10 protein-coding genes are annotated in these 13,335 nt (G+C 37.4%); 8 read left to right on the top strand and 2 right to left on the bottom strand.

The window, feature by feature from the left end; genetic code table 11:
• Nucleotides 1-71 precede the first annotated feature (71 nt).
• Both cimA and PN450_RS16060 read left to right on the top strand, forming a co-directional pair.
• On the top strand, nucleotides 72-1,757 hold the full coding sequence (cimA, locus tag PN450_RS16065; RefSeq protein WP_271836913.1) for a citramalate synthase: 1,686 nt from the start codon (nucleotides 72-74) through the stop codon (nucleotides 1,755-1,757).
• A gap of 322 nt (nucleotides 1,758-2,079) precedes the next feature.
• Nucleotides 2,080-2,361: a hypothetical protein gene (locus PN450_RS16060; protein ID WP_148763788.1), complete on the top strand. Its 282-nt coding sequence runs from the start codon at nucleotides 2,080-2,082 to the stop codon at nucleotides 2,359-2,361.
• 61 nt (nucleotides 2,362-2,422) lie between these two features.
• Here PN450_RS16060 and PN450_RS16055 read toward each other — a convergent pair whose 3' ends face one another.
• Both PN450_RS16055 and PN450_RS16050 read right to left on the bottom strand, forming a co-directional pair.
• The gene (locus PN450_RS16055) at nucleotides 2,423-3,379 is read right to left on the bottom strand and encodes an MDR/zinc-dependent alcohol dehydrogenase-like family protein (protein ID WP_168631889.1); all 957 of its coding nucleotides are present in this window, start codon (nucleotides 3,377-3,379) and stop codon (nucleotides 2,423-2,425) included.
• 70 nt (nucleotides 3,380-3,449) lie between these two features.
• Entirely contained in the window at nucleotides 3,450-4,256 is an 807-nt protein-coding gene (locus PN450_RS16050) for an inositol monophosphatase family protein (RefSeq protein WP_271836912.1), read from the bottom strand.
• A 274-nt stretch (nucleotides 4,257-4,530) separates the two neighbouring features.
• Here PN450_RS16050 and PN450_RS16045 point away from each other — a divergent pair, with 274 nt between their 5' ends.
• The 6 genes from PN450_RS16045 (at nucleotide 4,531) to PN450_RS16020 (ending at nucleotide 13,106) form a co-directional block, all read left to right on the top strand.
• Nucleotides 4,531-6,219: an NAD(P)H-quinone oxidoreductase subunit 4 gene (locus PN450_RS16045; protein ID WP_271836911.1), complete on the top strand. Its 1,689-nt coding sequence runs from the start codon at nucleotides 4,531-4,533 to the stop codon at nucleotides 6,217-6,219.
• A 167-nt stretch (nucleotides 6,220-6,386) separates the two neighbouring features.
• The gene (locus PN450_RS16040; RefSeq protein WP_417033753.1) at nucleotides 6,387-7,007 is read left to right on the top strand and encodes a hypothetical protein; all 621 of its coding nucleotides are present in this window, start codon (nucleotides 6,387-6,389) and stop codon (nucleotides 7,005-7,007) included.
• A 78-nt stretch (nucleotides 7,008-7,085) separates the two neighbouring features.
• Nucleotides 7,086-7,337 carry a BolA family protein gene (locus PN450_RS16035; RefSeq protein WP_213719890.1) on the top strand — a complete coding sequence of 84 codons (252 nt, stop codon included), beginning with the start codon at nucleotides 7,086-7,088 and terminating at the stop codon, nucleotides 7,335-7,337.
• A gap of 80 nt (nucleotides 7,338-7,417) precedes the next feature.
• The gene (grxD, locus tag PN450_RS16030; protein WP_168631891.1) at nucleotides 7,418-7,741 is read left to right on the top strand and encodes a Grx4 family monothiol glutaredoxin; all 324 of its coding nucleotides are present in this window, start codon (nucleotides 7,418-7,420) and stop codon (nucleotides 7,739-7,741) included.
• 261 nt (nucleotides 7,742-8,002) lie between these two features.
• Nucleotides 8,003-12,307, top strand: coding sequence for an AAA domain-containing protein (locus tag PN450_RS16025; protein WP_271836909.1), 4,305 nt, complete (start codon nucleotides 8,003-8,005; stop codon nucleotides 12,305-12,307).
• The gene (locus PN450_RS16020; RefSeq protein ID WP_271836908.1) at nucleotides 12,270-13,106 is read left to right on the top strand and encodes a hypothetical protein; all 837 of its coding nucleotides are present in this window, start codon (nucleotides 12,270-12,272) and stop codon (nucleotides 13,104-13,106) included. The genes PN450_RS16025 and PN450_RS16020 overlap by 38 nt, the downstream gene beginning before the upstream one ends.
• Nucleotides 13,107-13,335 lie beyond the last annotated feature (229 nt).

The raw sequence follows: 13,335 nt of genomic DNA, 5'->3' as shown, positions 1-13,335 counted from the left end.
TGTATCTTGGCACATCGCCGCAAATTTGTCTCTCAGGTGTCAGTGTTGAACCAACGGTTCACCCAATTTTTATGACCACAACTCCCTCAAATCAACTTTGGATCTATGACACTACTCTCCGCGACGGAACTCAACGAGAAGGACTGTCAGTGTCCATAGAAGATAAGTTACGCATTGCTCACAAACTTGATGAATTGGGTATACCCTTTATTGAAGGTGGTTGGCCGGGAGCAAATCCCAAAGATGTCCAATTCTTCGAGCAACTTCAAGCAAATCCCCTCAAACAAGCAGAAGTTGTCCCTTTTTGTTCCACCCGTCGTCCTCACACCAAAGCGGTAGATGAACCCATGCTCCAAGCGATTTTGGCGGCAGATACGCGCTGGGTGACAATTTTCGGTAAATCTTGGGATTTGCACGTTACAGCCGGACTCAAGACCAGTCTGGCGGAAAATCTAGCCATGATTGGCGACACAATCGAGTATTTGCGTTCTCAAGGACGGCGAGTAATTTACGATGCTGAACATTGGTTTGATGGTTATAAGCAAAATCCTGATTATGCTTTACAGACGTTGACAGCAGCAGTCACAGCAGGTGCAGAATGGTTAGTTTTATGTGATACCAATGGTGGGACTTTACCTCATGAAGTTTCGCAAATTGTGTCAGTTGTCAGTGGTCAGTTGTCAGTTGTGAGTCAGCGCGGTCTTGGGGGTTTCCCCCATGAGCGACTGACGAACCCCGAAGGGGTTAGTTGTCAAGAAAAAATTCCCCAAATAGGAATACATACTCATAATGATTCAGAAATGGCGGTGGCGAATGCCTTAGTGGCAGTTATGGCTGGAGCTAGAATGGTACAAGGAACAATTAACGGTTATGGGGAACGTTGCGGTAATGCAAATCTGTGTTCTGTGATTCCCAATTTACAGCTAAAGCTGGGTTATAGTTGTATCGGTGAACACCAGCTAAATCAGCTTACAGAAGCTAGTCGGTTTGTCAGTGAAGTTGTTAATCTCGCACCTGACGAACACGCACCTTTTGTGGGACTTTCGGCTTTTGCTCATAAAGGTGGAATTCATGTCTCTGCGGTGGCACGGAATCCTTTAACCTATGAACATATTCAACCGCAATTGGTCGGAAATCACCGCCGGATTGTCATTTCTGAACAGTCTGGTTTAAGTAATGTCTTGGCTAAAGCTCGCAGTTGTGGGATTGAATTAGATAAGGATCATCCCCAAGCTAGACAAATTCTCCACCGCATGAAGGAATTGGAAAGTCAAGGCTATCAATTTGAAGCCGCAGAAGCTAGTTTTATTCTTTTGATGTATGAGGCTTTATCCTGTCGTCAGCAGTTTTTTGAAGTTCAAGGTTTTCAAGTCCATTGTGATTTGGTGGAAATGAAGGAATCTACTAATTCTTTAGCAACTGTGAAAGTTGCTGTTAATGGTAAAAATATTCTCGAAGCCGCAGAAGGTAATGGACCAGTAGCCGCTTTGGATGCCGCTTTGCGGAAGGCTTTAGTGAATTTTTATCCCCAAATTGCTGATTTTGAATTGACTGATTATAAGGTGAGAATTCTCAATGGAAATACGGGAACATCTGCTAAAACTCGCGCTTTAGTAGAATCAGGTAATGGTCAACAACGCTGGACTACTGTAGGAGTTTCTAGCAATATTTTGGAGGCTTCTTATCAAGCTGTGGTTGAAGGTTTGGAATATGGGTTATTGCTGCATTTCCAAGCTGAAAAGGCGTTGAAAGTTTAGAGGTTGATAAATTTTGGTAGAGATGTTTAATGTCTCTACCTGATTAATGTCTGATAGCGTAGCGTGGCGTAGCCATATCAGGATTTACAGGATTAAAGGATTTACAGGATGTTAATTTGCATCTAAAGATAAAAGATAACCGACTTTTGATATAATTGATATTGATAAATGAGAAAATGTAGAAAAAAGTTATGTATCTGACAACTCAGAATATTCAAAATTAAAATATATGTAGTCAAAATGAATGAATTATCAATAAATAGTCCTGTAAATCCTGATGCAGACAATAATATAATATAGACATAATTTGCAATAACAGCCTATGCAAGCCCTAAATATCACATTACCAGATACATTAGCAAATGCACTGAATAGTTATATTAACGATCAGGAAAATGTGTTACCTGCTAATGATATTATTGAAAATGCCATCATGGAATTTCTGGGTCAACGTGGTTATTTACCACCAAAAAAACCAATAAACTTTACTTCTGTAAATAAAGGAAGTGGATTTTTGGATACATCGGTAAATCATGATCAAATTCTCGCAGAACAAATATATTCACAATCATTACCACCAAATACACTACGACTATCATTTTGATATTATGCAGATCCAGGTATGGCGTTAAAATCTGTTGATATCTTAATCCTATCAATTCTGATTACAAACTCATTTCTAACAACACTTTTAAAACTCCTTTAGTTTTGGCTTTCTCAAAAGCTGCTAAACCTTGAGAAAGTGGATAATGACTATCAATTAAAGATTGAACATCTATCTTTCCCGTCGCTAACAATTCCAATGCTGGAACAAAGGGACCACAACGAGAACCAATGAGGGTGATTTCATCTACCACTAAAGCAGAAGCATCTAAACTGAGATTTCCCGCATAGGTGCTTTTTAAAATTAATATACCACGAGGACGTAAAGCCCGACGAGCAATATTAAAACCTTCAGGATTTCCTGTACAATCAACAGAGATATCAAAGTATCTATCAGTGACGCTATCAGCGAAACCAGTTTTAATTCCTTTCGCTGCTAAATTTACTAATTTATCTTTATGTCTTCCAACTACTAATAATTCACAACCTGTTAAGGCTAAAGTTTGGGCTATTAATTGTCCCAGTTTACCATCTCCAACTACTAATACTCGGTCATCTTTACATATTTGTATTTGTTGTTGAATTTCCAAAGCTGCGGCTATGGGTTCAGTAAAAGTTGCGGCTGCTGTAGATACATTTTCAGGAACAAGATGCAAATTCTCAATAGGTAAAGATAGATATTCTGCAAATGCACCATGACGGTTAACAATTCCTAAAACTGTCCGATTTTCGCAATGTGTTGGTTGTCCCCGCCGACAAAAACGACAATCACCACAAGCAGCGTTAATTTCACCAACCACTCTTTGATTAATTAACTGTTTGGGACCTTGTTCAACAACACCAACAAATTCATGGCCGATAATGCCAGTATAAGGATAATAACCTTTAATTAATTCTAGGTCAGTATTACAAATTCCCGCCCGCAAAACCCGCACCAAAGCCTCTCCTGGTAGTGGTTCAGGAATAGGAATATTGGTACGTAATTGTAATTGATTATTTTCTAACCAAAGTCCTTTCATAATTTTTTCAGTTGTCAGTTGTCAGTTGTCAGTTGTCAGTTGTTAGTTGTCAGTTGTTAGTTGTTAGTTGTTAAAGTTTTGCACTTGCTAGAAATGGTGTAAATATCGGAACTATATCGGAATTACTCACAACCATTGTGGGAAAAGAGCGATCGCTATAATCCATTCCCGGCGATAATGGAAAAGACTCAGAATTGAGCGATACCCACGTCCCACCCGCAGCTTGGACAATTACCCAAGCGCCAGCAATATCCCATACCTTGGGTGTGGCTTCAATTCCCCCCAAAACCGCACCAGTTGCGACGGAAAGAAAGTTATAACTAGCAACTCCTAACATCCGAATTTTACAGGGGAAACCCGGTTGAATAATGTCGGTACTGCGAGAACAAAGGTTAAAAAAGTGGTTTTTGCTGGGAGCATCTTTACTGGTATGAATGGGATGATTATTTAAAAATGCTCCCGTTGGCGTTGTTAAGCCTGATGAACCCGCCCAAAATCCGTGAAAGGCTTGATTTAATGGTGGCGCGTAAACATAACCAAAAATGGGCGTTCCTCGATAAAGTAACCCCAGAGAAATAGACCAAATCGGAATTCCTCTGGTAAAGTTGGTTGTACCATCCAAAGGATCAATTACCCAACACCATTCTGCATTCGGAAAAGTTTGATTACTTTCTTCGCTCAAAATGCCGTAACCGGAGAAAGTAGAAACAATAGCATCTCGAATTTCTTGATCTGCCCATTTATCTGATTTTGTTACCAAGCTACCATCAGCTTTTTGTGAAGCTTGGACTTTACCAAAATCCTGCATTAATTGTTTTCCCACTCTGATAGTAGTGGTTTCTGCAAACTCTAAAATCGTATTCCAAAAATCGTTCATTTGTTAGTTGTTATTAGTCGGTTGTCATTTGTCAACTATTAACCAATTTTATCACATTTCTCCTCAGCAAAAGCCTAAAATTTTCCACTTAAAAGCAGAGCGAATTTATATCATTAGACAGATAAAGACGTTTTCTCATCTACTCAATCCTTAGCATAAGATATATTTATGTATATATTCCTTTATGCTAACCTGGGGTAAAAACTTATAAAGAAATTGTTAAAAAGTCTAGTACAATAGCAAAATTAACCAATAAGTATTTTTTCCTATTGACATGATAGCGGCTCAATTTCCCTGGCTTACCGCAATTGTCCTATTTCCACTTTTAGCATCCTTTGTCATTCCTGTATTGCCTGATAAAGACGGCAAACTTGTCAGATGGTATGCACTGGGCGTAGGTATTGCTGACTTTATTTTGATGTGTTATGCCTTTTGGAAACATTACGATGCTAGTAATGCGGGTTTTCAACTGGTAGAAAATTATGTCTGGATGTCTCAGATAGGACTAAACTGGGCAGTTTCTGTGGATGGTATTTCTGCCCCCTTGGTACTTTTGGCGGGATTCGTTACCACACTGGCGATGTTTTCAGCTTGGCAAGTTGACCGCAGACCAAAGCTGTTCTATTTTCTCATGCTTGTGTTGTATTCTGCACAGGTTGGGGTATTTGTTGCCCAAGACTTGCTGTTATTTTTCATTATGTGGGAAGTCGAGTTAATCCCCGTATATTTACTAGTTTGTATTTGGGGTGGACAACGACGACGCTACGCAGCTACAAAATTCTTACTTTATACCGCAGCAGCTTCTATATTTATCTTGGTGGCAGCCCTAGCAATGGGGCTATATGGCGGCGGAAATGTCACTTTTGATATTGCAGAACTCGCACAAAAAGAATATCCCCTCACTCTGCAACTGCTACTATATGCTGGGTTGTTAATTGCCTTTGGCGTAAAATTGGCGATTTTCCCCTTGCATACTTGGCTACCTGATGCCCACGGTGAAGCATCTTCTCCCGTATCCATGATTTTGGCGGGTGTGCTGTTGAAAATGGGTGGATATGGACTAATTCGCCTGAATCTTGACCTACTTGCCGATGCTCATTTTTACTTTGCCCCCGTTCTCGTCATTCTCGGTGTTGTCAATATTATCTATGGTGCGTTAAATTCCTTTGCCCAAACGAATATGAAACGGCGTTTGGCTTATTCGTCCATTTCCCACATGGGTTTTGTATTAATAGGGATTGCCTCTTTCACCGATTTGGGTATCAACGGGGCAATGTTGCAAATGATCTCCCATGGTTTAATTGCTTCCGTGTTATTCTTTTTGGCTGGTGTAACTTATGACCGTTCCCGCACAATGGTCATGTCAGAAATGGGTGGGATTGGTCAAGCTATGCCCAAAGTATTTGCTCTATTTACAATGGGGGCAATGGCATCTTTGGCTTTACCGGGAATGAGTGGCTTTGTCGGTGAACTTTCGGTGTTTGTCGGGATAACTACTAGCGATGTTTACACTTCCACATTCTGCACCGTTACCGTTTTCCTAGCGGCTGTGGGAGTTATTCTCACACCTATTTATCTCCTTTCTATGCTGCGTCAAGTATTTTACGGTTCTGGTGCGGCACTGATCTGCGATATTAACAATGCTGGGTTGGAAAATCAAGAAGACGAAGGAACGGCTTGTTTTGGTACAGATTGCCTTTTACCAACGGAAACGGTATATACTGATGCCAGACCCCGTGAAGTGTTTATTGCTGCCTGTTTTCTGGTGCTGATTATTGGCATTGGTTTCTACCCCAAAGTAGCCATGCAAATGTATGATGCGAAAACTGTAGCTGTCAATGCTCATGTTCGCCAATCTTATACGATTATTTCCCAAACCAATCCTCGTGTTTATGCTAGTGGATTATTAAATCCGCAGATTCCAGCGACTGAGTTAACTCCTGTTTTGGGAACTTTAAAATAGGTAACTGCCGACTAACACAAAGTGTGGAGAATATATCCTCTAGCGTTAGTTGGGGGATTTTTTCTTCTGCTTTTTGAATGGTTATCGCGTGACTGACTTTATCTCTAGGACAAAGAGAGTTAAGATACACAAGGTTTCCCAACTTTTTCTATAGAATTATTGCACTAATTAAACTCATGAATGCTGCTCCCTTAATTCGCTTCACATTTTTATCACTCATAGCAGTTTTGGGTCTGCTGGTACCTGCCTATGCTCAGGGGAAAAAGTTATCAAATCCTGTTAATCAAGCCAAACCCGCTAATCAAATCAAACCTACGGAACAACCAAAACCTATTAATACAGATCAGCCTAATACCCTCAGCCCCACAGGAATAAGTAATAATCTTTTAAGTATAGAGGGAGGCGATCGCTTGATCAAAGAATCAGCCCAAGCAGTTGCTAGTCAAGATTACCCTCTGGCTGCCAAAAAACTCCAAGAAGCCCGCCAAGTTTATAATCAATTATCAAGCTTTTATCAAGACCTAAATTCTAGTTTTGCAGGTATTGACATTCGTGCTGCCGATTCCCACCGCAAGAATGCTTTAGCAACTGCCCAAAAGCGAGATGAAGCCACCTATCAGTTAGCCTTAGTACATAGAGCGCAAAATCAGCCAGAATTAGCCATCCCTTTGCTAGTGCAAATCATTAAAAGTCAAAACCCCACCAGAGAATTAGGCACAAAAGCATACCAACAATTATTTGAATTAGGTTTTGTAGATGCCCCCTTTCCGCGTCAAGGTAAAAAATAATCGGCAAATGCTAACAGGCAACAGCCAACCGCGACATATCTGTTAATAATAGAGAAGTAAGTTTTTTCAGGAATTGCGATGATAAGTCCGCAACAGGTAGAGGGAATGATCAAGGCACAAATGCCAGATGCCCAAGTGCAAGTACAAGACTTGACAGGTGGTGGTGATCACTATCAGGTAACAGTAGTTTCATCGCAGTTTGCAGATAAGGGAATGGTGCAACAACACCAACTAGTTTATGGCGCATTGCAACAAGCTATATCCAGCGAAGCTATTCATGCTTTAGCACTTAAAACCTACACTCCCGAAGCTTGGCAAGCAACAAACTAATTTAAGATGATTGCCTTGAGAAAACAAAATCTGAAATTGTCTTGACTTTTGACTTTTAACAACGCAGGAAATAACTAATCATGACCCCAGAACTTAAAGAAAGAATTGATACTTTGGTAGAAGAAAACAAAATTATGGTTTTCATGAAGGGCAATAAATTAATGCCCCAATGTGGTTTCTCTAATAACGTTGTCCAAATTCTCAATACCTTAGGAGTTCCCTTTGAAACCCTTGACATACTTGCAGATCCAGAAATTCGTCAAGGCATCAAAGAGTATTCCAACTGGCCAACAATTCCCCAAGTATACATTAATGGTCAATTCGTTGGCGGTTCTGATATTTTGATTGAAATGTACAACAAAGGTGAATTACAAGAATTGGTAGAAGTAACACTAGCTTCTTAATATCAACTACAAGATCCCCGACTTCTTAAAGAAGTCGGGGATCTGATCCTTATTAAGAGGGTGTTTGAAAAGTTTTGAATGTATAGACTGACCCCCTCTCCAAACCTCTCCCCTTGCAGGGGAGAGGCTTTAAAACCTCCATTCCCTTGCAGGGAAGGGGGGTAGGGGGGTTAGGTTTTTGGAGATTACCGGTTTGATATAATACTTTTCAAACAACCTCTAATATTACATTATTGATTACTAATATTTTTTACCAAAACTATGAATAATAAAACAAAGATAGAAGATTGTGGTTATACGTTTATAGGTTCAGCCGTTGATAATTTAGTTCGCCATCTTGAAGGTCAATCATCCCTACAATTATATCCTGAATTTAGAGAACGACGAGAACGTGCTAATGAATTATTATTTGATTTAGTTGGTAAACAACCTGGCTTGTTTTATATTCGTCGTCAAGGAACTGCAAAAGAACCAGGAGAAGAGATTTGGGAACTAACTATAGCCACAGATCAAGAAAACTTTCAACTACCAAAAAAACTGAAAAAGCTAGGAAAAACTTTAGCATTTAAAGCTGCTATTCGTCAAGATGGACATGGCGGATTTAAAATTTTATCAGCTTATTTATTACATGAATTGCGGGGAAATATTGACGGCTATGCTTTACCCTATTGGTTGCGACTAAGTCCCAATCATCAACATCCTTTGGATATTCCCAAACCATTATTGGCAAAAATTAAAAATATGCCAATTTGCGGAAATCATGTCCCCACAGAAGATCAACTTAAAGCCTGGAAAGCATTTTTAAAAGTTGAAGAACGCATTGCTAAATCCCGGCAATTTTGTGTATCTTTCCAATTTTCTCATCATGGCTCAAATTCTCGACAAATCGCTTTAGAAGTTAAAGTTAATTCAGCTACCCTTAACGGTTCTGAAGAGAATATTTTAGGTGGAGAAAACTTTTGGGAACGGGTAAGAAAAGCTAAAAATCAAGAAGTTAACTTTTTAGATTCCGTACCCACAGACAGAAATCGTCGCCACAGTCGTCAATTAGGAACTATTGAAAAAGTTGATCAAAAACATAATTTTATTCATGTTCGATTAGAACGAGAAATCATCGAATATATAGCCAAAGGTAATTATCAACTTCCCAAGAATGGTTACTTATTTTTTGATGCTGCTGGAGACATCAAACAAATTGAACGGAAAGAAAAAGCCTTAGAACAATTAAAACAAGGACGCACTCAAAACCCCTATTTAGGTAACTTTCTCTTTGACGCTTCCCAAGCCAGACCGATTATCAAAAGGATTAAACTTAACTCAAAAGACTTATTATTATCTTCTGCAAATGCTGGACAAAAAGCCGCAGTTGAAAAAGTCCTGTCCGCAGAAGATTTAGTGCTGATTCAAGGACCACCAGGTACAGGAAAAACTACCGTAATTGCGGAAATTTGCTATCAAGTAGCTTTGCGCGGGGGACGCACATTAATTACCTCACAAGCTAATTTAGCCGTTGATAACGCCCTCAGTCGCTTAGTTCACAATCCCGTTATTCGTGCTATTAGAAAGGGACGAGCCGAAAAAGTTGGGGAAGAAGGACAGCCATTTTTAGAAGATCAAGTAATTGGTACATGGCTACAAAATACCGCTACTGACTGTGAAAATAATCTCAGTCAACGTCACGAAAATATTAGAATTATCAATCAATTATTACCATTATTACCACGATTTACAGACTATTTTCTGGCAGAACAAGAAGTAAATCAGCAACAGAATGAACTCAAAAATGAAAAAGATAATTTAGAAGCAAGTTATCAAAATCAAGAAATTGAATATAATCAAACTTTAGTAACTAAAAAAGAAATTGAATTATTAATTACTGGGTTAGAAAATATTCTCAAAAATGCCACAAATATAGATTGGGAATCTTCAGAAATCAACAGTTTTTTACCACAAATTAAACCTTATACAGAAAATAATCAAGAAGTACAGAATTTTCGAGAAAATGTGCGTCAAGCTATTAAATGTATTGAAGAACTTGGTTTTACTCGTCCGGGATTTGGTGCATTTGGGTTAGCAGTTTGGTTGCAGAAAAATATCACAACTCATATTTCTGCATTTAAACCGGGATTAAAAGATGCTAATGATGTCGGTTTAGCTATTTCGGAAGTAGCAAAATTAGTTTATATTTTCCAGCAGCATTCTGTATCTTTGGAGAAATTAGAAACAGATCATCAAAATTGTCATAACCAAAACGATTTACGGACAACAATTCAAATTTGGGAAAATCGCAAACGGGAAATTGATTATATTGTTGAAGCCATTGTTGAATGGAAATCTACAGCTTACAATAACTTATATCAAGCATTGAAAGAATGTCAAGAATCTGATTTTGAATTAACAGAAAGTATGGTAGGTTTACCATTAGGTTTATTGATGTTTGCCAAAACATTAAAATTAACTATTGTTCCTAAAAATTATCAAATCAGTTTACCAGATTGGGGAGTATTAACAAAGGCCATATCTTATGAAATAGCGGGTAACTTTACCGATAAAAAAGGTAAAAAACATGATTTTAGTTATTTTTTACAAGAAAGTTTTAGTCAAATTCCTATAGTTTTATCAAAAATTGATCAAATTCAATGGCAAACAACCTATCAAAAATTCCAAAATTATCAACTCCTCAATCCTAAACAGCGAAAATTGCTAGTTGAAAACACTCAAGTCTTTTTAATTAGATTGGAAAAAACCTATGGTAAGTCCTTTGAATGGAATAACATTGAAGCTACTCTTACCCGCATTACCCAAGAATTACTAGATATTATCTTAGTTCATGCGCGTCAATGTGTTTTAAGAGTTAAAACTGAAGCTGAACAACAATTAGAAATTTTACAACAGCAATTTCAGGAACTTCCGGAAGATGAAATTTCATCAGCACAAATATCTGAAGCTAAATCTCAGGTAAAGAAAACTAAAGAAGCTGCTAATTTAAAACTTGCAGAAGTTATCAATAACTTACAAGCACTTCATAAACAGCAAAATATCCCCCTACCACTACGGATTTTAGCAGAAAAATATCTGACTAGACAACCAAATATTTGGGAAAAACCCCAGGAATTTTCCCAACAAGTCAAGTTTTGGGAAAATCGTATTAATGAAATGGAGACTCTGATTTTATCATTAGCACCTTTTACTGTTTTAGAAACAATTAAAGACTCTTTAAATCAAGAGTTCACAAATTTCCAAGCAGAAGCTGATATTTATCAACAAGAACTTGCAGAATTACAAATAAAAATATCTGACTTAGAACAGAAATTACAATTACAGTTATCAGCTAGTTTAATTAGCGAACGGAATTGGTGGCAGTCAATTTGGCAAACAATCCCAGATAAATTAAAACCAGAATTATCTAATAATGATTTATTAGATTTAGGATCTTTATGCAATATTCAAAATAAATTTAAATCATGGAAACGACAGCTAAAAAGTGAAGAAAATTATTTACACAAATATCAAAATTTTGTGCAAGATTGGGTTGCAAAACTTCGTCAACCCTCAGAACAAGATAGTAAAGACCTCAGAGGGATTTATTTAGATAATGCTAACGTTGTTGGTATTACTTGTGTTCAAGCTGCAAATTATAATTTCTCAGAAGAATTCCAATCTTTTGATGTTGTGATTATTGATGAAGTTAGTAAATGCACTCCTCCAGAGTTACTAATTCCGGCTTTAAAAGGTAAAAAATTAGTCATGGTAGGAGATCATCGACAATTACCACCTATGCTTGATACTAGCACTGTGGAAGAAGTTGCGAAAACAATGGGGAATACGAGGGAAGAATTACAATTTTTAGAAGAATCATTATTTAAAAGTCAGTTTGAAACCGCTGATAAAAGCATTAAAAAAATGCTGAATACTCAATATCGAATGCACCCGATGATTATGGGCGCAATTAATCAATTTTATCATGGTAAATTGGAATGTGGGATTTTAGAACCTGACACAAAACGCGCTCATAATTTAGCAGGAGAAATCATTCAATCTTACCATCATCTCTGCTGGGTAAAAATGCCCAGAGAAGATGAATTTCAAGAAGAACGTAATGGAACTTCATTTTTGAATATTAAAGAAGTTGATGTGATTGAAAGTATCTGTCACCAATTTGAGCAGGTTTGGGTGCATAAAGTAGCAAATGGAGAACCAAAAAAAGAAATAGCTGTAATTACATTTTATGGCGCTCAATTAAGAAAAATTGATGAACGCTTACAATCTGAACTTTTCCCTTCTTTGCAAATTAGAACAGGTACAGTGGATAGATTTCAAGGTATGGAAAGACCGGTGGTAATTGTCAGTATGGTAAGGAATAATCAGCAAGGAGATGTGGGATTTGCCAATAAACCAGAACGGGTGAATGTGGCTTTTTCCCGCGCACAAGAATTATTAGTAATTGTTGGTTGTCATGATTTATTTACAACTAAACCCGGTACAGTAGGTAATATGTATTCTGAAGTTGCCAAAACTGTTAATTCTCATGGAGGTTTTATTGATGTTTCCTGTTTCTGTAGTTAAACCAATTGATGAAAATCTGAAATATATAGTTGATAAAATTGAAACTGAAAGTTCTGGTTTAACAGTTTTAGCAGCGCGTCAATTTGGCTATACTGTAATTCAAAATTATTTAGAATTAACCATTAAAGAACCCCGCAAATTTAATGTCTTAGAAGAGTTTATTATTCGTGCTGCTATGGAGTTTAATCCTCCTCCTACAGCTAATGATTTAGCATCTATCTTAGGGCTGGATTCTGTATTTGTTAAAAGTACCATTGCTAATTTGCAATCTTTACAAACCCTAGCAGATACACCTCAAATTACTGTCACAGCAGAGGGGAGTTTATTTTATGCACAGGGTTCTGTCCCTAAACCTCCATACTCTGTGTCAATTTATGCGATTACTGATAATTTAGCAGGGAAAATTACATTTCAATATGAATCATTGGAAGATGTTGTAATTAAGCAGCCAGATTTAGCCGAATTTGTGAATATAGAAGCGAAAATTACCGCAATTTCTAGTTTACAACTTGCAGATATTCAGGAAATTATTCAATCTTGCAATTTACCTCTTCATGTCCCCACAGAAGGAAAATTTGTGACTGATTTTAAAGTCAAAGGGATTACACAAACTATGGATAAAAATATCTCTCTGTTTGTGATTTATGATGGAAATCAAGATAAATTAAATATTCAAATCAGAAGTGGTCAGGAAATTTTAGAAGTTGCTACACAGAAGATTGAAGAATTGTACAATTCAGAAAAGATATCTCTAGAGGAATTGTGTCAATTATCTCAAGAAATTATTAATCAGAACTGAAAGGTTAAATGTAAATTCAAAATTTATGTAAATAATAATGTTTTATTAACCTGTCTTTAAACATAAAAGGTTGACGAATAAACAAAAAAATTCCCCTTGTTGATGTAAAACTAAGGGGTTTGATTTCATATCAATTGCAGTATTTCCCAAATTTCGTCCCCTATACCCCATTGACGAATGCAAAAATCGTGCTATAATCGTCAGCGGTAATAGGCTAATCAGCAAAATC

The organism is Dolichospermum lemmermannii CS-548 (assembly GCF_028330815.1).
GTDB classification, from domain to species: domain Bacteria; phylum Cyanobacteriota; class Cyanobacteriia; order Cyanobacteriales; family Nostocaceae; genus Dolichospermum; species Dolichospermum lemmermannii.
The sequence above is the reverse complement of the archived record's forward strand: the minus strand, read 5'-3'. Positions and strand labels throughout refer to the sequence as shown.